Raw genomic sequence first — 21,663 nt, 5'->3', positions numbered from 1 at the left:
AGAGCCTGTTTAAATTTGATTCAGGAATTCTTATATATTTTGTTGACAAGACTCGATAGATCAGTTTGAAATTATTTTTTTGATTAAAAAGATTAATGCAAAGTTTATGAATAATTCCGCTTTATTGTAAGCGCGCAAAGTGATGCGACTTCGTCGCTGATGAAGATATATGCTTATCCATACGCTTCGACGAGTCAACGAAGTTGATTCTATCCTTTGCTCCCTTATAATATGGATAATGAAGCTAAAGCTTTGCGTTAGAAAAACATATCATCAGTACATTATCTTTTTAATCCTTTAAAGGATGTGATTTGGATAAAGATTTGAATGTTATACAAAAAATCAAATTTAGAAATTTAAACAGACTTAAAGTCATCGTTTGTTTTTTACCTGTTTTTAGGTCATACCCTATAAAAACAAATTTTCAAAGCATAAATCATACAGATTTTGTAATAAACCATACACTTTGTTCCTGATCATTCTTTTTAATTTTGTCATAAATAGATTGGAAATGATGACTTCAGACAATAATATATCCCGTAAGGATTTTATCAGGAATTCTGCATGGGCAATGGCCGGATTAACTTTACTCCCTAATATCATGACAGCATCACCTTTTTTGGATGAGAAAAATATATTGGCGAAAGGAAAATTAAGCCTTAAAAATGTTCGTTTGGAAACCGGGTTTGAATATCAGGAAGGAGAAGTTGCATCCACCAAGACGGATCTGTTTTATATAGAAGTTGAGCATGGAAAGATCACAAAAATTGCTCCCAACCAACCTCATGCTAAAGCAGTAGACGGAAAAGGATTACTTATGCTTCCCGCATTTAAAGACATGCATATTCATCTCGATAAAACATTTTATGGAGATCAATGGCAGGCCGTGAGAAAAAGAACTGGCGGTATCAAAGGGATGATTGAACTGGAGCAGAAAATGCTTCCTGAGATGTTGAAAAATTCAACTTTTAAAGCTGAAAAACTGATCGAACTGTTGCAGTCAAAAGGAACTTCATATGCCAGAAGCCACGTGAATATTGAACCTACTTCAAAACTTCAATCATTAAAAAACCTTCAAAAGGCTTTAGAGAATAAAAAGAAAGGTTTTGGAGCAGAGCTGGTTGCTTTTCCTCAGCATGGAGTATTCTATACCGATTCAGCTCCTTATCTGAAAGAGGCTGCGAAGATGGATATTGATTTCATTGGGGGGGTAGATCCATTCAATATTGACGGAAATATTGAAAAAGTAATGGATTTTACCGTTCAGTTGGCATTGGATCATCAAAAGGGAATAGATATTCATTTGCATGAAACCGGAGATTCCGGATTGAAAACCGTAGAATATCTTATTAAAAAAGTGAATGAAAACCCTTCTTTAAAAGGGAAAACTTATATAAGTCACTGTTTCATCCTGGCTAAGCTGGAGAATACAAAACAGGAAGAAATAGCCGAAAAATTAGCAGAGGCCCAAATAGGAATTGTTTCTACGATTCCTTTTGGAAGAATGATTATGCCTATTCCAACCTTATACAAGCATAATGTAAAGGTATTGACAGGTAATGACAGTATTGTAGACCACTGGAATACTTTCGGAACAGGAAGTGTACTGGAGAAAGCCAACCTGATGGCCCAGTTATATGGGTATTCTACAGAGTTTTTACTGTCAAGAAGTTTAAAACTGGCGACAGGAAATATCCTTCCATTAGATGATAAAGGAAATCAGCAGTGGCCCAAAACAGGTGACCAGGCAGATTTTGTATTGCTAAAGGCAAGCTGCTCTGCAGAAGCTGTATCTAGGATTTCAAATGTTGAATCATTGGTGCATCAGGGAAATGTAGTCTTTTAAATTTTCTGCCTAAAAATAAACGATTATGAAAGTTTTAGTATTTCTTTTAACATTTGGAAGTATGAGTGCCTGCGGAGAGAAACCCGTTGATTTCTCAAAAGAGGATACGAGACCACAGGAAAATATTATAGAAAAGGTGAAAAACAATGATCTCACGGCCGTAAAATCTGCTTTAGAAAATGGAGCGGATGTTAATACTCAGGATAAAAGGGGACGTTCTTTATTACTGCTGGCAACAGTAGAAAAGAACATAGAAATGGCAAAGCTGCTTGTTTCGTATAAAGCCGATGTGAACCTCCAGGATCATCAGAAAGACAGTCCGTTTTTATATGCAGGAGCAAGCGGGCAGACAGAATTGGTTACATTGTTTTTGAATAACGGAGCCCGTTTTGATTTGTATAACCGATATAATGGTACCGCATTAATTCCGGCATGTGAACGGGGATATGTAGAAACTGTAAAAGTTTTAGTGAAGGCAAAAGGTTTCCCAATCAATCACGTGAACCGCTTAGGATGGACGGCATTAATGGAAGCCGTGATCCTTGGAAATGGTACCCGGAAATATCAGGAAATCGTGCAGATTTTAAAAGATAATGGCGCGGATATCAACATTCCTGACCATTCCGGGAAGACTCCTTTGGAACATGCAGAATCATTAGGTTTTAAAGAAATAGCTGAGATTTTAACATCATAGCATGCCATAGGAGTAGGCGTAGAAGTGCAAAGAGTTAAGCTGTATTGAATTTTGTCCTTTTGTCTTTGCGTTACTTAATGTCCTGTAATTAATAAATTTAGATATATTTTAGTTTGTGTTTGAACCACAAAGGATTCAGTATTTGTTTCTTTTGTGGTTATTTTAATTTTTCTCTCATAATTTTTATTAATTTTAGGAGAAATTCAGGTAGTGTGGGTTATCATACGGATCATTTTCCCATTTTAGGAATTCAGGAGTTTAGTGAGAATCAGCTTAAGGGCTGCAATCTGCTGTTTAACGAACTTTACGGGGCACGTTCTATTGATGATCCCCATAAACACGATTTTTTTATCATTAATCTTTTTGAAAAGGGAGTTGGTTCTCACACCATTGATTTCGTAGAATATCAGGTGAAAGATTTCCAGATCCATCTTGTTTTTCCGGATCAGGTGCATCAATGGGTGATTGAAAAAGAAACAATAGGATACCAGCTGATGATCAGCAGGGATTGGTTTGAAAGTTTTCTGCCTTCATTAAGATTTTCCGCATCCTATTACCAGAACCATCCGGTGATCAATCTTTCCCAGGATATTTTTACAACTTTCAGATATGAATTTCAGGCAATCCAGAAAGAACTGAAGGGTGAAAAGGTTTTTTGGGAACTGATCCAGAAGAGAAGTGAGCTGATAGGCCTGTTGGTAAGTAAGTCTGTGGAAGGTGCTTTCAAAGATTTTGAAGTCTATAATTCAAATCCTATTATTTCAAAATTCTTACATCTGATTGATGAACATTTTAAAACTGAAAGATCCGTTTCTTTTTATGCAGATAAACTTAATATTTCTGCCAATTATCTGAATATTGTCTGCAAAAAAAATCTCAATGCTTCAGCATCATCCCTTATTCAGGACAGAATTTTATTAGAAGCAAAACGTCTTCTGAAAGTTTCTGAAATGTCTGTAAAAGACATTGTATATGATCTTGGTTTTTATGACCATGCCAGCTTTTCGAAATTCTTTAAGGCACAAACCGGGATGACCCCCTCTCAGTTTAAAGAATAATTTGTACAACATATGACATAATTGATACACCGGTTTTGAGAAAGAGCTGATGTAATTTTGTATTGTTAAAATTTTAAATCATGCAATTTCCATATCAATTAGCTGCAAAAGGAAAATACTCACTGAAAAATGTCCGCCTGGAGACAGGTTTTGAATACGAAAATGAAGAGGTGACAGGTACAAAAACAGATCTTTTCAGTATTGACATTGAAGATGGGAAAATAAAAGCAGTAAAAATTAATGAACCGGCTTCAAACGCTATAGATGCTAAAGGATATCTGATGCTTCCTGCTTTCAGAGATATGCACATCCATTTGGATAAAACATTATACGGACTTCCATGGCAGGCACTCTCTCCGAAAAGGAGAACTGTAAAAGATATGATTGCCTATGAACAGGAGATTATTCCTGAACTGTTAAAAACTTCTGTAGAAAGAGCTGAACAGCTCATCAACCTGCAGCAACATTACGGGACTCATTTTGCAAGAACCCATTTTAATATTGATCCTACTTCGGGATTACAATCACTTGAACATCTGGAGCAGGCCCTTGAAAATAAAAAAGACTCTTTCAAAGCTGAGTTGGTGGCTTTCCCACAGCATGGAGTATACTATACGGATACAGCCCCTTTACTGAAAGAAGCGGCACAGCTGAAAAGTGTAGGCTTTATCGGGGGACTTGATCCTTTAAGTATTGATGGAAGTATCGAAAAGGTAATGGATTTTACCGTTCAGTTGGCTTTAGATCATCATAAAGGAATTGATATTCACCTCCATGAGGTAGGAGAATCAGGTATGAAAACCATCAATTACCTGATCGATAAAGCTATTGAAAACCCGGAACTTCAGGGGAAAACATTTGTAAGTCATGCTTTTGCTTTAGCCCATCTTTCTCCAAAAGAAACAGAGCAGATTGCTGAAAGGCTGGCTGAAGGGAAAGTGGGAATAGCATCTTCTGTCCCGTTCAAAGGAATTGTAATGCCCATACCTACTTTAAAGAAATATGGGGTGAATGTATTGATAGGGAACGATAATGTACAGGATTACTGGAGTACTTTCGGATCAGGAAATATGCTGCAGAAAGCAAACCTGATCGCTGAACTGTATGGGTATGCGACAGAGCTGGCATTATCAAGAGCACTGCAGTTTGCTACCCCGAGTATTCTTCCACTGGATGAACAAGGAAAACAGCAGTGGCCTAAAGCAGGAGATGAAGCGGCTATTGTTCTTACCAATGCATCATGCTCCGCAGAAGCTGTTTCCAGAATGACCACAATAGAAGCCCTGATGAATGACGGGAATCTGTTTTGGAGAAATTAGAAAGAATATATATTTTTTTATATACACTTGTTTTTTGTAGATCAGCCATCGGATTTTTCCGGTGGTTGATTGTTTACAGCTTGTCTGAAAGTATATGACTTGTATATCCAGGGCAAAGTGAAAGCACTAAAAAAGCCTTCAGAATTTTCTGAAGGCTTTTTTAATAATTTGATATGATATTAACTGCTAATAAATAAATTATAAGTTATAGTTAGTCCAACCAGCATACCAAGTATCATTAGTGTCTTTTACAGCTCCTCTGTACGTTACAGGCGTGAACCAAGATGCTAATTTAGTATGGGTGAATACACCTCCAGTCAATAATGGTGACCCGGCAGCAGGGGAGAAGTTAGGAGTCGTTCCTGCAGGAGCCCATGCATTGGTGAATTTTACATCAGCTGTATAGGTAAGGCTTGTATTTCCTTTAGCATTAAAGAAAGTCGTAAGATCAGTGATAGAATACCCTGTTGGAGAAGAAGTAGAAGCTCCGTATTTTAAAGGAGTTACACTTCCTGCCAAAATATTATTTTCGAAAGCAAGACTTCCACTGGTGATGTTTTTATCTGTAGGCGTTCCTTTGGTAGCATCAACGAATAAACCAACCGGGAAACCTGTGAAAACAGAGTTAAATACTGAGATAGAAGAATTTCTTCTGATCTGTAAACCATTTTGGAACAATGAGTTGATTGAACCTACATTGGTACTTGTACTTGAAGAGTTGATTGGCCCGATAATCGTCATATTTGAGAATGTAGCAGAGCTCTGAGGTGTTAAAGCAGAACCGTTGGCATCATTATCAGATTCAAATCCGTTAGAACCTGAAACGTCAGCTACCTGAGCATCTCTTACCGCAATACCGAACTGGATTTTTCCTGAAAAACCGTTATCTGTATCAAAGTCATCATCAAGACCTTTATAAGAAATAAGGTGAGAACAGTTTACTGTTCCTCCGAACCACTCAAAACTGTCGTCATTAGCGTAAGCAACTTCTACATAATCTACAGTAGTTCCGCTACCTACACCTCCGAACGTAAGTCCGTTGATCTCCTTGTCTGGTAAGAATGCATATCCTGCATATTCAATTCTTACATATTTTAAGATACCACTGTTGTCAGCAGCATTATTTCCTCCGTAAAGACCATGTCCTTCTGTATTGTTGATACCTCCTTCAATCTCTCCAACTCCTTGTTGGTTGTTGAAAGAAGCATTCGTAGGAGCATTTCCTAAGATGACAACACCTGCCCAGTCCCCTCTTTTTGGGCTTGGTTTTTCAGAAGTAAAGATAATAGGGTTGGCAGCCGTACCTTCTGCCATGATTTTACTTCCTCTTGTGATAATCAAAGCACCATTTTTATCAGCTTCACCTACAATCTTCGTTCCTGGCTCAATGGTTAAAGTTGCTCCGTTTGTTACATATACTAATCCTCTTAACTTATAAATTTTATTAGCTTTAAGCGTAACATTGGATGTGATCTTTCCTGAGAGAATAAGGTTGTCAGTTTCTCCATTTCCGGAACCACCCTGAACGATGGTTTGCCCGTCTTCTTCTATATTTCTACATGCAGTAGTTGTAGCAAGAGCGCCAAGCATTAAAGAATATAAAACGAATTTTTTCATGTTATAAAGAATTAAATTATTTATTAAATATTGAATGTGTTAAAAATTGTATCCCAGTGTTAAACTGATATTGGTTCCTGTTACTCTTTCTATAGCAAGAGCATCAGAGTTGTCATATTTCTTGTTTCCGTTAAGGTCATGATAAAATCTTGCACGACGGTTAAGGATATCCGAAACGTTTAATTTGATTTCTCCTTTGTTTTGCCAGATCTTCTTAGCAATCTGGAAATCTAAAAGAGGTCTTGGAGCTTCCCAGATCGGTGGCACCTGATCGTTACCTACATAAAGAATTCTTCTTCCGATCATATTGAAAAGTACCGTAGAAGACCATCCTGTTTTTTCAGCATCATACTGAAGACTTAAGTTGATGGTGTAAGGAGACTGTCCCTGCATTGGTCTGTCAATATTCGTAGCTTCATCCGTTACTTTATTTTTGATGTAAGCGAAGTTTCCACCTAACGTAAAGTTTTTAAGAGCGCTTGCGAAATCAAGTTTTTTTCTGAATTCCAACTCAACTCCATAAGCATCGGCTTTATCTACATTAAGATAGTTGAAGGTATTACTGGTTCCTACTCCGGATTGATTGAAGTACAATTCGATTGGATTTTTGAAATTCTTATAGAAACCTGCTACGGAAAGGATCTCTCCGTTTCTTGGATAATATTCCCAACGAAGGTCTACGTTGGTAATTTTTGTTCTTTCAATGAATTTGTTACCGATTACAGTAGCTCCCAAATCGAAGTCATAATAAGCTAAAGGTGAAACCTCTCTGAATTCAGGTCTTACAACAGTTTGAGAACCTGCAAGACGGACATTCATTTTAGGGTTTACCTTGAATGTTAAGTTAACAGCTGGTAAAAAGTCTGTTACACGAGTATTAACAAAACGGTCATCACTTCTTTTTGTACTTCCTACCAATTGATCAAAGTTTTCAACTCTTAATCCCCAAACAGCTCTTAACCATGGAGCAAAGTTGTTGTCAAACTGTAAATATCCTGCATTAAGGATCGTATTGGCAATATATCTGTACTGATTTCCGGCAATTTCATCAAATGTAAATTTACCATCTGTTCCGAAATTTTCAGAATTGAAGATACTTTCAAAAGGTTGGGAAAGTAATCCCTGGTTGTATTTTTCAAGCCTTACAGAGAATGGTCTTGAGTTGTAGATCCTGTCTTTTACCTGGAATAAGTACCCCCCTTTAACGGTTTGCTTTTGTCCAAACATGGTAAAAGTCTTCGATACATCTCCACCTGCATTATACAGATAATCGCTCAATGTAGAATAGAAAACACTTCCTGATTTTTGAGAAAGACCATTAGAGATTAGAGCTAAATAAGGACTTCCGTCAAGGTTTGTATACTGGTTGTATTGTAAACGTTGCAATAACGGAATATACTGATCAAGGATTCCAAAGCTTCCATACCAGTTTACGGTAAGACCACCAAGAGCATCTATCTTATGAGTTCCGTTAAGGGTTGAATTATAGAATGTAGTTTGCTTAAATCCTATCTCTCTTGCGATAATGTTGGTTCCGTTGATAGGATCAAATTCAAAATCCTTTCCTGTTCTGAAAGACATATGGTTCACTGTGTTGTTTGTGATAATGTTTTTCAGGGAAATTTTGTTATTGCTATTGAGTTTTAAAGTAAGGTTTAATAACCCTCCTAAAATAACATCATTTGTGTATTTTTCAGTGTAGTAATCAAAGTTGGTGTCAGCAAGCTGGTCATTAATCGTAAAGAAACGGTTTTTAGATTCTGTTCTTCTTTTGTTGTTGCTGTAGTTAAGAACAGCAATAACCCCTAAATCTTTTCCGAAAATTTTGGTATTAAAACCTCCGTCAAGCTGTAAACTTATGTTTTCAGGATAACCAACGCTGTTGTATCCGAAGTTTTTTGTGAATCCCTTACCAATATCTGTTTTCTGAGCTTCATTCAGAATACTGAAAGCATTTTTAGCAGGCATATTTGTAGGGATCTTTCTGTATCCGTCATCAATACCCAGGAAATCCCATTTTCCTCCTTTCTGCATAAGAAATTCTTTATTCATTGTAATAGAATTTCCTCCTACACCTACTTGTACATTGAAGAAGTTTTTATTGGGAATATCTTTAGTATTTACCTGAATCAATCCTCCGGCCCATTCACCACTGTATTCAGGAATAAAAGTCTTATTGATTACCAGGGTCTCAATAACGCTGGCAGGAAAAAGGTCAAAAGAAAAAGTTTTTCGGTCAGGCTCAGTACTGGAAAGTTGAATCCCATTTAACATAGCCTGGTTATAACGGTCAGATAAACCTCTTACAACAATATATTTTCCGTCAAATAAACTCACACCGGATACTCTTTTCAGAACCTCTCCTGTGTTTCTATCCGGACTTCTTTTAATAGCTTCAACACCTATAACCTGTGAAACCACACCTGCATTCTTCTGTAAACCGATAGTAGAAGCTATCGTTTCTTTTCTTGCATTGGATTTGATAACAACTCCTTCAATTTCCTTTTCCTTAGCGGATGGCTTTTCCAGAACAATATCAAGGTGAGTGTTGGCGTCATTTTTTACAATAACTTCACTGATCTCTTTTTTGTTATATCCGTTAGAACTTACCGTGATAATGTAGTTGGTTCCAGGAGAAAGATTGATAGAGTAGTATCCGGCAATATCAGTTACGACCTCCTGGTCATTTACCTTTACCTTTACCCCCTCAATAGGTGTGTTGTCTTTCTCATCCAGTACTCTACCTTCTAAGATCTGACTTTGTGCAAATGCGTAGCCGGCAGAAAACAAAGCAAGTAGCATAATGCTCTTGTGGAGTTGTTTTTTCATTTTACTTCTTTTTCAGGGGCAAAATAAGGGCTAAGTTTTCACTAAACGTTTAGGAGAATTTTAATTAATTGTGAAGTTTGTATTAATAAAATTGATCAATCATGCACTGTGAATGTTTGTTTTTTATATTTATATTTTTTTGCTTTATTTCAATTATTCTTTTGTATATTTGTTTAATATGTATTTATTTATTCATTTTATTAATGATTTTCTAATTCAAATTGCTATATCTGTTTTTTAATAATTAGTTAACATTGCCCGGATAGATAAAATCAATGAAAATAATTAATTTTGTGGGAATTCTTAAACTAGAAGATGAGTAAAAAAATTCTTTTAATAGACGATGAACTGGACATTTTAGAGATTCTGTCTTACAACTTGGAAAAAGAAGGTTATAGTATCTATACTGCTACTAACGGTAATGAAGGTATAGAAAAAGCAAAGGAAATTATTCCGGACCTTATTTTGCTGGATGTAATGATGCCTGAGAAAGATGGCATTGAAACCTGTCAGGAGCTTCGTAAAGTGAAAGAACTACAAAAAACTCTTATCGTTTTCCTTTCAGCAAGAAGCGAAGAGTTTTCACAGTTGGCCGGGTTTCAGGCAGGTGCTAATGATTATATCGTAAAACTAATCAAACCGAAAATCCTTATTTCTAAAGTAAATGCACTGTTACAACTGACTTCTCAGGTTTCAGATAATGCTAAACTTATTGAAATTGGAGACCTTATTATTGATAAAGATAACTTCAGGGTTTCCAAAAGCGGACAGCAGTTTTTGCTTCCTAAAAAAGAATTTGATCTGCTTTATCTGCTTGCCTCCAATACCGAGAAAGTTTTCAAAAGAGAAGAAATTCTGGAAAAAGTATGGGGTAATGATGTAATTGTAGGAGAAAGAACCATTGATGTTCATATCCGAAGATTAAGAGAGAAATTGGGAATCAATACCATTCAGACATTAAAAGGGATAGGCTATAAACTGATCGTTTAATCACTTAAAAAACCTACCTTTACGTTCAATCCTAAAACTTTGTAAAATTGAAATTTTACAGACTTACCTTCGTTGCTTCCTGTCTGCTGACACTGGTAATGCTTTTCTTAGTAGTTGTTTTCGACTCACTAAAAGATATCTATTATGAAACCCCTTTATTCAAAGCGGGGGTTTTTGTTTGTGTAGTCATGATCTTTATTATCAACTATGTTGTATTAGAGCTTCTTTTCAGCTATTATGGAAGAAAACAGGTGAGAGGGCTTTCTCAGCTTCTTCCACAGGAGATTGTTCATGATCATGACGAAAATATTACCATTAAAGAATTAGGAGAACGTTTTTCGGATCTTAATCAGCAAAAGGTAACAGAAATTGACATGATGAAGGAAATGGAAAGTTACCGTAAAGAATATATCGGAAATGTTTCCCATGAGCTTAAAACTCCGCTGTTTTCTATTCAGGGCTATGTAGAAACCCTAAGAGAAGGTGGGGTGGAAGATCTTATCATTCGGGACAAATACCTTGAAAGAATAGATAAATCTGTTGAAAGACTTATAGCCATTGTTACAGATCTTGATATGATCAACAGGCTCGAGGCAGGTGAAATTAACCTTAATATTTCGAAATTTGATGTTAACCTTCTGATCAAAGAAATTTTTGACCTCCTTGATCTTGAGGCAGAAAAAAGAAATACGACATTACAAATCCAGACCCTTCATCCACAAATTTTTGTGGATGCCGATAAACAGAAGATTTCACAGGTTTTTATTAATCTTATTTCGAATGCTATCCACTATGCAAACAGGCAGGAAGCAAAAGTAATTGTAAAAACAAGTGTCTTAAAAAACAAAGTGCTGATAGAAGTTATAGACAATGGAATGGGAATAAAATCTGAAATTCTTCCAAGAATCTTTGAACGTTTCTACCGTGTAGAAACCAGCAGAAGCAGAAGAGAGGGCGGATCCGGATTAGGATTGGCCATCGTAAAACATATCCTTGAAGCTCATAACGAAAACATTACCGTAGAAAGCGTATACCTTGAAGGGACGAAATTCAGTTTTATGCTGGAAAAAAGTAAATAACTTTGGCAAAATGTAAGAAAAAAAAATATTTTAAAAAATCCTGAAATATTTTTTTGTCACCTGTCATTTATTATATATTTGCACCAGAGATTTATCATAATTATAAAGGCAAAAAAGTAATTTAAGAAACTGATATGGTTTACAAAATCCGCGTAATATTAGATGCGAAAGAGGATATTTTCCGAGATATTGAAGTTAAGGGAAAACAAACGTTATGGAATTTACATTTAGGTATTAAAAGTGCATTCAGTCTGCAGGGTGACGAGCTTTCTACTTTTAATCTGTTGGAAAATGACGGAACAATAGTAAAAAGTGTCCCATTAGAAGATATGAGTGATGATGGTGATGGTGAGATTATGTCAGACGTATACATTGATGAAGCTTTTGAAAATGTAGGCGACAAAGCACAGTTCCAGTATGGACTTCTTGATTTATGGGAATTCTTCTGCGAGCTGATAGAAGTCATCGAAGAGACAAAAGGTGTTAATTATCCAATTACTGTATATAGATTTGGAAATGTTCCATTGAAAGCACCAAGTAAAAGTGGAAACACGGGATCTAAAAAGAAATCAGCTACCCCATTAATGGATGATGATTTTGGATTTGAAGATGATTTCGGATCAGGTGGAAATTTTTCAGATGAAGATGACAGCTTTGATGATGAGGAAGAAGATGACTACAATGATGACGCTTTCGATGACGAAGATGACAATGACGACGAAAGATAAGAGATAACAATACAATATAGGCCCCGGATTTTTGATCCGGGGCTTTTTTTATTGAAGAGAAGATGAAAGAATACGGAATATGTCACGTTTCAATTGTTAACATGTATTCACAATTCACTTGCATAGCAAATGGAGTGTTAAGGATAATGGGGCTATATTCCGGATAAGTTTTCCATGATTTTGCCTTTTCCCACTTTTACTTCCCAAAATCATTACTTTTGTTAAAAATAGATTAATGAAAAAATTAATTTTATTAAGCTTAATTGGTCTGGGAATTGTTTCCTGTACCACTCAGAAAAATACCCGGAAAATGACAGAGCTGCCAAAAGATTGGAAATACACTACAAATATCTACGAAGTAAACATAAGACAATATACCAAAGAAGGAACTTTCAAAGCTTTTGCCAAAGAGATGCCCCGTCTGAAAGCAATGGGTATAAAAACACTTTGGCTAATGCCTGTTACCCCAATTGCACAGCAGAATAAGAAAGGAAGTTTGGGTAGCCCTTATGCTGCAGCCGACTATACTTCAGTGAATCCGGAATTCGGAACACTTGAGGATTTTAAAGATATGGTGAATGAAGCCCACAGGTTAGGGTTTAAAATAATCATAGACTGGGTGGCTAACCATACGGGCTGGGATCATGTATGGACCCAAGCGCATCCTGAATTCTATTTAAAAGATCCTGACGGAAAATTTCATATAGCCTCCGGAATGGATGATATTATCGAACTGGATTACAAAAATCAGGAAATGCGTCTGGAGATGATCAAAGCTATGAAATTTTGGGTACAGGAAACAGATATTGACGGCTTCAGATGTGATCTTGCTTCCTGGGTAGAAGTAGATTTTTGGGAACAGGCCCGTCCTGAAGTTGAAAAAGTAAAACCGCTTTTTTGGCTGGGAGAATTTGATGAATTGGAAAGTCCCGAATATGGAAAAGTTTTTGATGCCAGCTATTCGTGGAAATGGATGCACAAGTCTGCCGATTATTACAAGAAAAATGAGCCACTTCAGGAACTGAAAGATTTATTGATTCAATATTCCAATATAGGAGACCAGTCTATGAGGGCGTGGTTTACCTCCAATCATGATGAAAACTCCTGGAACGGAACTGAATATGAAAAATATGGTGTTATTACAAAACCCATGGCCGTATTTTCAGCAACATGGAACGGGGTGCCATTGGTATACTCAGGTCAGGAACTTCCCAATATGAAAAGACTTGAATTTTTCGAAAAAGATGTGATCCAATGGACCAATACCTACCAGGTTGCAGACTTTTACAAAATATTATTGGATTTAAAAGCTTCCAATCCGGCTTTAAGAGGTGGTGATGCTAATGTGATCACGTATTTTCTGAATACAACAGCAAATGATAAAATTCTGGCCTATATAAGAAAAAATGGAAAGGATGAAGTGCTGGTAGTCCTGAATATGTCCAAAGAACCTGTACATTTTACTATTGAAGACGATCATTTATCAGGAACTTTCAAAAATGTTTTTGATAAAACAAAAAGAGATTTCAGTAATGGCAAAGATTTTATTTTCAAAATATCAGACTATGCTGTTTTTGAAAAATGAATCCTGAAACCATTAAAGCACTGGCTGAAATTGTGAAACCTTAATTATCAGTTTTCAAAGGTACTCCATTCCCCTCCGACGGAGGGGTGTCAAAATCTTTGATTTTGACGGGATGGTTTTACTCATCCATCATAAAAATAATCCGACTTACAACAATGAACAAACAGGAAATACTCAATAGAATCAATACAAAAATTACCGAAAAGATCAAGAATTTTGAAACCCTGATTGCAGAAACCCGGGCTTCCAATAATGATACAAAAAGTTCGATGGGGGATAAATATGAAACCGGACGTGAAATGCTTCAGCAGGAAATTAATAACCTTCAGAGACAGCTTAACGAGACATTAAATCAACAGGCTATCCTGCAGAAAATAACTTCTGATCCTTCTGAAAAAGTTCAGAATGGAGCTTTGGTGAAAACTGATAAAGGACTTTTTTATATTGCAGCTTCGATAGGGGAAATTATAGTTGAAAATCAAAAAATCATGACTGTTTCAGCAGAATCGCCACTGGTAAAAGCAATGTTTGGCAAGAAAACGGGAGATGTATTTGCAATCAATACGATGACTCAAACCATTGAAAATATCTGGTAAATAACTATGAAATTTAAATATATACTTTTCTTTACTTTCTTATGGTGTAGTATGACCCTGCAAGCACAAATCCGTGCTAATATCTCAGGGAAAAACTATGATCTGGAATCTGTAAATCTTAAAGTAGACGGCTTTATCATTACAATCGATGCTCAGGGGAAAATCAGCGATTTTCACAATCCTGATCTGAATGGCGAACTTACCTATTATGAAGACCCCTATTTTGACCAGTATAAATATGGCAAGCTTAAAAGCATAGGTGATGTCAAAATAGATTATTGGGATGATTTGAATAAAAGCAGTGCCAGATACGGCCAACTGAAAAACATAGGAGATATTGATGTGGAATATTGGGACGACTCGATTTTTAATAAAGAAAAATGGGGCAAAGTAAAGAAAATAGGAAACTTTACCATCGATTACTGGCCCAGCGATGTCATTGATAACAGCAGAATGGGAAAACTGAAATCAGTAGGAGATATCTCTGTCGATTATGGGATAAAAGATATCATTGATGAAAGTAAGTACAGGAAACTTATAAAATTCGGGCCGGTAAGCCTGGAATACTGGAATGATAAATTCATAGAGAAAAATAAATACGGTCAGTTAAAATCAATGAAAGGAAACAGTGCTGATGTCAGTGTTTTTATTCTGTAGTTACGTAAAATAATTATTTTCCAGATAACAGATACACAGTCCTTTAATAGAAATTGAGTATCTGACTTATAAAAAGCATTCATAAAAAGGGATGCTTTTTTTGATCATTTTTAGTAAATTTGAACCATAAAATTCCTTTCAAAATGCAAAACTACCTAGATCTTTTACAACATATCTTAGATAACGGAACAGATAAAACCGATAGAACAGGTACCGGAACAAGAAGTGTATTCGGCTATCAGCTAAGATATGACCTGTCAAAAGGTTTTCCTTTGGTGACTACTAAAAAGGTGCATTTGAAATCAATAATTTACGAATTACTTTGGTTTTTGAAAGGGGATACCAATGTGAAGTACCTTAACGATAACGGCGTGAGCATCTGGGATGAATGGGCCAATGAAAATGGTGACCTTGGGCCGGTGTATGGTGCACAGTGGAGAAGCTGGAATGGTGCTGACGGTAAAATTGTAGACCAGATCACAGAAGTGATTGATCAGATTAAAAAAAATCCGGATTCCAGAAGACTGATTGTCTCTGCATGGAATGTTGCAGAAATTCCTAATATGGCATTGGCTCCCTGCCATGCTTTATTCCAGTTTTATGTAGCGGATGGCAAATTATCCCTACAGCTGTACCAGAGAAGTGCTGACGTATTTCTTGGGGTCCCTTTCAATATTGCCAGCTATGCCCTTTTATTAATGATGGTGGCTCAGGTTTGTGATCTGGAAGTAGGAGATTATGTACACAGTTTCGGTGATGTTCACATATATAACAATCATTTCGAACAGGTAAACAGACAGCTTTCAAGAGAAACAAAACCTCTTCCGACTATGAAGCTAAACCCGGAAATCAAAGATATCTTCGATTTTGATTTTGAAGATTTTACCCTTGAAAATTATGACCCACATCCGGGAATCAAAGCTCCTGTAGCGATATAATGATATTTTCCCGTGTTTTTGTAGTTGCCCTGGCACTGATTCTCTTCAGCTGTGCTCAAAAAGAGAATAAAGAACAGGGATATGATATTCTTGTTGAAGACCTGAACTTTTCTAAAGATGTGGTCTTTGATTCTGTACAGGTACCTCATCATTTAAGAAGGATAGTAAGGGATATCTCTACTTTAAATACGTATCAAACAGAGGCTTTGGCAAAAGGTGCTACTGAAAATCCTAATTTTGAAAATGCAAAAAAACTGTATGATCTGGCCTCAGAAGGGGAATTACTAAGCCTTACCGACAATAGAAATAATGCAGTTGCCTTATATGCAGCAGTGGGGCTTTTAGAAATAAATCCTCAGTATGCTACAGCCATTTTTCAAAAATTTCTCAATAGAAAAGGGAAGGTTCATACTCAGAACGGATGCATCATCGGCTATGAATACCTTGCTGAACCTTTATATCAACACTATTCCAATACACTGAAACCTGAAGAGGTGAGATCAGATGCTGGTCTGCAAAAACTGGACAGTATGCTTTTGTTTGCTAAAAATTCCTCCGAGCCTATGCTCGTAATGGCATTCAGAAACAGGACCTATTCTGATCATCTGAAAAAGCAGATCGAAAAACTGGCATTCCAGGAGCATAGAGGTTCGGCAATTCTTTATCTCAGCAATTGGCATAAAAAAGAATACGCTCTGCAGCTAGAACAGGAATATCTTCATTTTCTTGCCAATGATACTATTCATGAAATTCAGAAGAGAAAATACCTCTATCACTTGATGTCATTTAATAATCCTGATCATAAAAAAGTAATTCTTGATTACATAAAAAAAGACAGTGCTTCAATAGATGACAGTGGAATCAGACATCAGCTGGAAAATAACGGAATCTACCCTACAGATTATTAACTATTTTCTGTTGTATCTTTAAAGAGGTACTCAATTCATTTTTTTGGAATCTTTAATCTCATTCTTAGATTTCCTTCATCTGTAATTAATAAATACAGGTATCGTTGTAACAAATTCCTCTTCCCATGAACTTATCATGCAGCGTCCGTAGGCTGCCCCAAAAGAAATTTGTAATTTTAAAGGAAATTACCTCTCATGAAATATTTAAAAGTAGATCTTGAAAAAACTGCTGATATAGAAGTACTGAAAAATGCATTACTTCAATTGAAGGGAGTGGCTTCCGTAGATATTATCGATGATGAAAATCCGGAAAGCGAACTGAAAAAAGCTTTTGCCAAAACAAAAGAACAGCTGAAAACAGGTGACTACGAAACTCTTGTTAATGATATTTTTGAAATAATAATAAAAAAATAATTCTAAAAATAATAATAAAATAGAAGAATGAAAAAGGCCATTTTATCCATTGCAATACTTGGGATTTTATTTTCCGCTAATGTATCGGCACAAACTGAGACTTCAGGAAGAGAAAAGGTGTACAGAGCCACTCATACTAAAGTAACGGAGCTTAAACATACCAAGCTGAAAGTAAACTTTGATTATCAGAAAGAACAGATGAACGGGGAAGAATGGCTGACCGCTTCACCCTATTTTTATCCTACCAATGAATTGACTCTGGATGCTAAGGGAATGCTGATTCATGAGGTTGCTCTCGAGACTAACGGAAAGAAATCTCCTTTGCAGTACCAATATAAAGATGAAACACTAAAGGTTACCCTTGATAAAACGTATCAGAAGAATCAGGATTATACCATTTATATCAAATATACAGCCCGTCCGAATGAGGTAAAACAAAAAGGAAGCATGGCGATTAATGATGCAAAAGGACTTTACTTCATTAATGCCCAGGGTACGGAGCCTGATATGCCTACCCAGATTTGGACACAGGGTGAAACCGAATCATCTTCTGCATGGTTCCCCACAATTGATAAACCCAATCAAAAGACGACTCAGGAAATCTATATGACGGTTCCTGACAAATATGTAACCCTTTCAAATGGTATTCTAAAAGATTCTCAGAAAGAATCCAATAACCTGAGAACTGACCATTGGGTAATGGATAAAAGACATTCTACCTACCTTTTCTTTATGGGAGTAGGAGAATATGCCGTAGTGAAAGACAAATGGAAAAATATTGCGGTTGATTATTATATCGAGAAAGAATATGAACCTTATGTAAAACAGATCTACGGAAACACTCCTGAAATGATCGAGTTTTTCTCCAAAAAAATGAACTATGATTATCCATGGGCAAAATATGCACAGATTTCCGGAAGAAAATATGTAAGTGGGGCTATGGAGAATACTACGGCGACCCTTCACGGAAGTGATATTCTTCAAAAACCGGGGCAGCTGATTGATGAAAATAAATGGGAAGATACTATTGCCCACGAATTATTCCATCATTGGTTTGGTGATCTTGTGACCGCAGAAAGCTGGAGCAACCTTACCGTGAATGAATCCTTTGCCAATTATTCCGAATATCTTTGGAATGAATATAAGTATGGGAAAGATCAGGCAGATTACCACCAGATGAAGGATGTGAATATGTACATTCATAACCCTGCAGATTTTAAGAAAAACCTGGTAAGATTCAATTATGAATCCCGTGAAGATGTTTTTGATCTGGTAACCTATCAGAAAGGAGGTGGAATCCTTCATATGCTAAGAAATTATCTGGGAGATGATGCTTTTTTTGCCGGTATGAATGATTATCTGAAAACCAATGAATATCAAAACGCTGAAGCTCATCAGTTGAGACTTTCTTTTGAAAAAGTTTCAGGAAAAGATCTGAACTGGTTCTTTAACCAATGGTATTTTGGAAGTGGAAATCCAAAATTGAATTATTCATTTACTTTTGAACCTGTAAAAAAACAGATTGCTGTAACAGTTAATCAGACGCAGGATCAATTATTCGAGTTTCCTTTAGCTATTGATGTATATGATAATGGCAAACCTAAAAGATATAATGTTTGGGTGAATGCTGAAACCAAGAATACTTTTAATTTTGATGTATCCAAAACACCGGATCTTGTCAATATCAATGCAGACGGAATATTGCTAGCTGATATCACGGATACCAAAACACCGGAGCAGAACCTGCTACAGTTTACCAATTCTAAAGAATTTAAAAGCAGATATAAAGCTCTAACTGGAATTAAAGACCAGGCAGGGAAAAGTCCTGCTGCTATAAAATTATTGGCGGCTGCCTTAAAAGATCCATTCTTTAGAATAAGAATTAAAGCGTTGGAATTAATGGATCTTACCAATTCCGATCAGATGAAAGCATTGGGAACAGAAGTTGAGAAAATAGCTTCGAATGATCCTAAAACATTAGCTCAGGCTGCAGCTATTGGTGCTTTGGCGAAAACAAAAGATAAGAAATACCTTCCGATATTTGAAAAAGGAGTGAATGCAGTTTCCAATGCGGTTAAAGGAAATTCTTTAAGTGCTGTTCTTACCATTGATCCGTCACGGGCGAATGCCTTAGCTGATAAAATTGAACTGGATGGAGCTTCAGATGAATTGCTTGCTCTTTTACTTCCGGTTATTGTGAAGAATAAAATAAGTTCTCAAATGGAACATATTGCTCCACTTGCTGCATTTTACCCGTTTGTTAAATTCCAGAATCCGGAATTGGGGAAAACTGCAGAAGAAGGATATAACTGGATTATGAGTTCTGACAATCTAAAAGCAGTGGAAAATATCACGAAAATGTTGGATTATGCAAAAAGTGATATGGGAAATAACCCACAGGCTAAGATGATGATTGTTCAAATGCTGAAAGACGGACTAAGCAAAAAAATGGAATTGCTGAAACAAAATCCACAGAAATCGGCAAGTATCAATAAACAGATTGATGCCCTGAATAAAGCTATTGAAAATTTCAGATAGGTTCCTCAGATCTGATTAAAAATAAAAAAGCAGTATTACAATTTTGTGATGCTGCTTTTTTTGTGATTGATAGCCAGAAATAAAAAGTTAAATTATGAACAAATAGTTAAAAAGTCATGATATATTGACCGGTTATTCAGACTACATTTTCTAAATTCGTATAAAAATTAGAATAAAATGACTTTTGGAATTGAGGCGGCGAGCTATTATGTACCTGGTTTGTATTTGGAAATTAAGGATTTAGCTGAAAAAAGAGGGATTGAACCTGCAAAACTGGAGAAAGGATTGGGACTGCATAAAATGGGGCTTCCCGATGTTCACGAAGATGCAGCAACATTTGCAGCAGAAGCATTATTACAACTTATTAAAGATTATACAATTGATCCCAGAGAGATTTCAAGAGTCTACTTAGGAACAGAAAGTGCCCTGGATGCTGCAAAACCTACTGCGTCATATGCTGTACAGATGGTAGAAAAAGTGTTGGAGGAAGAATTCGGAACAAGAGCTTTTAAACATTGTGATGTTGTAGATATGACCTTTGCATGTGTGGGAGGGGTGGATGCCCTGCATAATGCTCTTGATTTTGTAAGGGTAAATCCAGATAAAAAGACTGTGGTTATTGCCAGCGATTATGCAAAATATGAATTGGCTTCTTCAGGAGAATATACACAGGGAGGCGGAGCTGTTGCTCTACTGATCTCTTCTAAGCCAGATCTCCTTGAAATAGAAAATCATTGGGGCGTAGCATCAGAAAGTGTTTTTGACTTTTTTAAACCAAGGAGACAGTATAAAAAGGAAGATTTACATAATGCACCTGAAATGTACCCGGATACCATTGAAATATTCACGGATGAACCTGTTTTTGATGGTCAGTATTCCAATCAGTGTTATCAGGACAGAATAAGAGAAGCCTATCAGCATTATAAAGACGTTACGGGACAGGAAAAACCTTATGAAAACTGGAAATATATTATTTTCCATCTTCCTTACGCTTTTCATGGGAAAAGAGTATTTACAGAAATCTACAGTCTTGAAAACGAACTTGATTATACCAGTCCTGAGGAGCAAAAAGCAGTGGCAAAATCTGAAAGTTATCTGAATCTAATCAGTGACAAAATAGAGAAAACACAGCGGGCTTCTTCCGAAATCGGGAATATGTATACCGCTTCTATTTTCATGGCATTTCTTTCTGCTTTACAGACTTCCTTTGATGATCATGAAGAATTATCAGGAACAGAAATCGGTTTCTTCGGTTACGGAAGCGGTTCAAAATCAAAAGTTTTTGCTGGTAAAGTTTCTGAAAACTGGAAACAAGTGGTGGAAAAATGGAATGTATTCGAAAATCTGAACAATAGAATTCCTATTGATTTTGAAACTTACGAGAAATTGCATAGAAAACAGGTAGATCAATCTATAAACCCTGATTATAAAGGATTTGGGCTTACCTCAATCGAATCTGAAAATCCTGTTCTTATAGGAGCAAGATACTATACCTATCAGAGTTAAAATTTTGGAATAAAGAATAAAGAATAAAGAATAAAGAATAAAGAATAAAGAATAAAGAAGAGCTATAAATATCTGTTCTTTCTAACTTCATTCAAGGGTATGTTCCAGTTCTCAGGAAAAACACCTTATTGTAAACTCAACGTATTTTAATATTATATAAAGCATTCCAATCGATTGGAATGCTTTGCTTTTTTATAAGCTTTTAGCAATTCTTTTTATCTGTTTTTGACTGTTTTGTTGATTTTAATAAGGATCTGTTGCAATTATTTTTTGGATTTTTTATACTTAAACCATTATTTTACATTAATTTTTTTTGTTCCTTTTTATAATTAAGTGTAAGCTAACAATATTTTTAATGGTT

At 36.1% G+C, this 21,663-nt stretch carries 17 protein-coding genes; 15 read left to right on the top strand and 2 right to left on the bottom strand.

Translation table 11 applies throughout. From position 1 onward, the window contains the following. Nucleotides 1-511: 511 nt before the first annotated feature. From B8967_RS05455 to B8967_RS05440, 4 genes are all read left to right on the top strand, one after another. Nucleotides 512-1,846, top strand: coding sequence for an amidohydrolase (locus B8967_RS05455; RefSeq protein ID WP_084085040.1), 1,335 nt, complete (start codon nt 512-514; stop codon nt 1,844-1,846). A 25-nt stretch (nt 1,847-1,871) separates the two neighbouring features. Continuing rightward, nucleotides 1,872-2,540: an ankyrin repeat domain-containing protein gene (locus B8967_RS05450; RefSeq protein WP_084085038.1), complete on the top strand. Its 669-nt coding sequence runs from the start codon at nt 1,872-1,874 to the stop codon at nt 2,538-2,540. Nucleotides 2,541-2,752: 212 nt separating this feature from the next. After that, entirely contained in the window at nt 2,753-3,598 is an 846-nt protein-coding gene (locus B8967_RS05445; RefSeq protein ID WP_047492297.1) for an AraC family transcriptional regulator, read from the top strand. 80 nt (nt 3,599-3,678) lie between these two features. Continuing rightward, complete coding sequence (locus tag B8967_RS05440) at nt 3,679-4,917, top strand: amidohydrolase (protein WP_084085036.1); 1,239 nt, start codon at nt 3,679-3,681, stop codon at nt 4,915-4,917. A gap of 198 nt (nt 4,918-5,115) precedes the next feature. Here the strand turns inward: B8967_RS05440 and B8967_RS05435 are convergent, their stop codons facing one another. Then, nucleotides 5,116-6,534 carry a hypothetical protein gene (locus B8967_RS05435; RefSeq protein WP_084085035.1) on the bottom strand — a complete coding sequence of 473 codons (1,419 nt, stop codon included), beginning with the start codon at nt 6,532-6,534 and terminating at the stop codon, nt 5,116-5,118. A gap of 39 nt (nt 6,535-6,573) precedes the next feature. Further along, complete coding sequence (locus B8967_RS05430) at nt 6,574-9,363, bottom strand: TonB-dependent receptor domain-containing protein (protein ID WP_047494766.1); 2,790 nt, start codon at nt 9,361-9,363, stop codon at nt 6,574-6,576. A 315-nt stretch (nt 9,364-9,678) separates the two neighbouring features. Here B8967_RS05430 and B8967_RS05425 point away from each other — a divergent pair, with 315 nt between their 5' ends. From B8967_RS05425 to B8967_RS05375, 11 genes are all read left to right on the top strand, one after another. After that, a complete protein-coding gene (locus B8967_RS05425; protein ID WP_047494769.1) occupies nt 9,679-10,353 on the top strand; it encodes a response regulator in 675 nt (224 codons plus the stop codon). Nucleotides 10,354-10,400: 47 nt separating this feature from the next. Next, nucleotides 10,401-11,432: a sensor histidine kinase gene (locus tag B8967_RS05420; protein ID WP_047494772.1), complete on the top strand. Its 1,032-nt coding sequence runs from the start codon at nt 10,401-10,403 to the stop codon at nt 11,430-11,432. Between the two features lie 134 nt (nt 11,433-11,566). Next, the gene (locus B8967_RS05415; protein WP_084085034.1) at nt 11,567-12,160 is read left to right on the top strand and encodes an IS1096 element passenger TnpR family protein; all 594 of its coding nucleotides are present in this window, start codon (nt 11,567-11,569) and stop codon (nt 12,158-12,160) included. Between the two features lie 235 nt (nt 12,161-12,395). After that, nucleotides 12,396-13,745 (top strand): alpha-amylase family glycosyl hydrolase, encoded by a 1,350-nt coding sequence (locus tag B8967_RS05410; RefSeq protein ID WP_047494777.1) that lies wholly within the window; start codon nt 12,396-12,398, stop codon nt 13,743-13,745. A gap of 155 nt (nt 13,746-13,900) precedes the next feature. Then, nucleotides 13,901-14,341, top strand: a complete 441-nt coding sequence (locus B8967_RS05405; RefSeq protein ID WP_047494780.1) for a GreA/GreB family elongation factor — start codon at nt 13,901-13,903, stop codon at nt 14,339-14,341. Between the two features lie 6 nt (nt 14,342-14,347). After that, nucleotides 14,348-14,998 carry a hypothetical protein gene (locus B8967_RS05400; protein WP_143330475.1) on the top strand — a complete coding sequence of 217 codons (651 nt, stop codon included), beginning with the start codon at nt 14,348-14,350 and terminating at the stop codon, nt 14,996-14,998. Nucleotides 14,999-15,141: 143 nt separating this feature from the next. Continuing rightward, on the top strand, nt 15,142-15,936 hold the full coding sequence (locus B8967_RS05395) for a thymidylate synthase (protein ID WP_084085032.1): 795 nt from the start codon (nt 15,142-15,144) through the stop codon (nt 15,934-15,936). Further along, nucleotides 15,936-16,844, top strand: coding sequence for a hypothetical protein (locus B8967_RS05390; protein ID WP_084085031.1), 909 nt, complete (start codon nt 15,936-15,938; stop codon nt 16,842-16,844). The genes B8967_RS05395 and B8967_RS05390 overlap by 1 nt, the downstream gene beginning before the upstream one ends. A gap of 195 nt (nt 16,845-17,039) precedes the next feature. Further along, nucleotides 17,040-17,258, top strand: coding sequence for a hypothetical protein (locus B8967_RS05385; protein WP_047494792.1), 219 nt, complete (start codon nt 17,040-17,042; stop codon nt 17,256-17,258). Nucleotides 17,259-17,285: 27 nt separating this feature from the next. Then, nucleotides 17,286-19,796: a M1 family metallopeptidase gene (locus B8967_RS05380; RefSeq protein WP_084085030.1), complete on the top strand. Its 2,511-nt coding sequence runs from the start codon at nt 17,286-17,288 to the stop codon at nt 19,794-19,796. Nucleotides 19,797-19,973: 177 nt separating this feature from the next. Then, a complete protein-coding gene (locus B8967_RS05375) occupies nt 19,974-21,302 on the top strand; it encodes a hydroxymethylglutaryl-CoA synthase family protein (protein WP_084085029.1) in 1,329 nt (442 codons plus the stop codon). Nucleotides 21,303-21,663 lie beyond the last annotated feature (361 nt).

The organism is Chryseobacterium sp. YR221 (assembly GCF_900176315.1).
Taxonomy (GTDB): Bacteria; Bacteroidota; Bacteroidia; order Flavobacteriales; family Weeksellaceae; genus Chryseobacterium; species Chryseobacterium rhizosphaerae.
Note: the sequence above shows the minus strand (reverse complement) of the source record. Positions and strands in the feature narration are given on the sequence as shown.

What these genes read in the sequence shown, in the direction of transcription:
- B8967_RS05390 (WP_084085031.1), top strand. Translation starts at nt 15,936, where the DNA reads ATGATATTTTCCCGTGTTTTTGTAGTTGCCCTGGCACTGATTCTCTTC.
- B8967_RS05455 (WP_084085040.1), top strand. Translation starts at nt 512, where the DNA reads ATGATGACTTCAGACAATAATATATCCCGTAAGGATTTTATCAGGAAT.
- B8967_RS05450 (WP_084085038.1), top strand. Translation starts at nt 1,872, where the DNA reads ATGAAAGTTTTAGTATTTCTTTTAACATTTGGAAGTATGAGTGCCTGC.
- B8967_RS05435 (WP_084085035.1), bottom strand. Translation starts at nt 6,534, where the DNA reads ATGAAAAAATTCGTTTTATATTCTTTAATGCTTGGCGCTCTTGCTACA.
- B8967_RS05395 (WP_084085032.1), top strand. Translation starts at nt 15,142, where the DNA reads ATGCAAAACTACCTAGATCTTTTACAACATATCTTAGATAACGGAACA.
- B8967_RS05410 (WP_047494777.1), top strand. Translation starts at nt 12,396, where the DNA reads ATGAAAAAATTAATTTTATTAAGCTTAATTGGTCTGGGAATTGTTTCC.
- B8967_RS05425 (WP_047494769.1), top strand. Translation starts at nt 9,679, where the DNA reads ATGAGTAAAAAAATTCTTTTAATAGACGATGAACTGGACATTTTAGAG.
- B8967_RS05440 (WP_084085036.1), top strand. Translation starts at nt 3,679, where the DNA reads ATGCAATTTCCATATCAATTAGCTGCAAAAGGAAAATACTCACTGAAA.
- B8967_RS05385 (WP_047494792.1), top strand. Translation starts at nt 17,040, where the DNA reads ATGAAATATTTAAAAGTAGATCTTGAAAAAACTGCTGATATAGAAGTA.
- B8967_RS05405 (WP_047494780.1), top strand. Translation starts at nt 13,901, where the DNA reads ATGAACAAACAGGAAATACTCAATAGAATCAATACAAAAATTACCGAA.
- B8967_RS05415 (WP_084085034.1), top strand. Translation starts at nt 11,567, where the DNA reads ATGGTTTACAAAATCCGCGTAATATTAGATGCGAAAGAGGATATTTTC.
- B8967_RS05430 (WP_047494766.1), bottom strand. Translation starts at nt 9,363, where the DNA reads ATGAAAAAACAACTCCACAAGAGCATTATGCTACTTGCTTTGTTTTCT.
- B8967_RS05380 (WP_084085030.1), top strand. Translation starts at nt 17,286, where the DNA reads ATGAAAAAGGCCATTTTATCCATTGCAATACTTGGGATTTTATTTTCC.
- B8967_RS05400 (WP_143330475.1), top strand. Translation starts at nt 14,348, where the DNA reads ATGAAATTTAAATATATACTTTTCTTTACTTTCTTATGGTGTAGTATG.
- B8967_RS05375 (WP_084085029.1), top strand. Translation starts at nt 19,974, where the DNA reads ATGACTTTTGGAATTGAGGCGGCGAGCTATTATGTACCTGGTTTGTAT.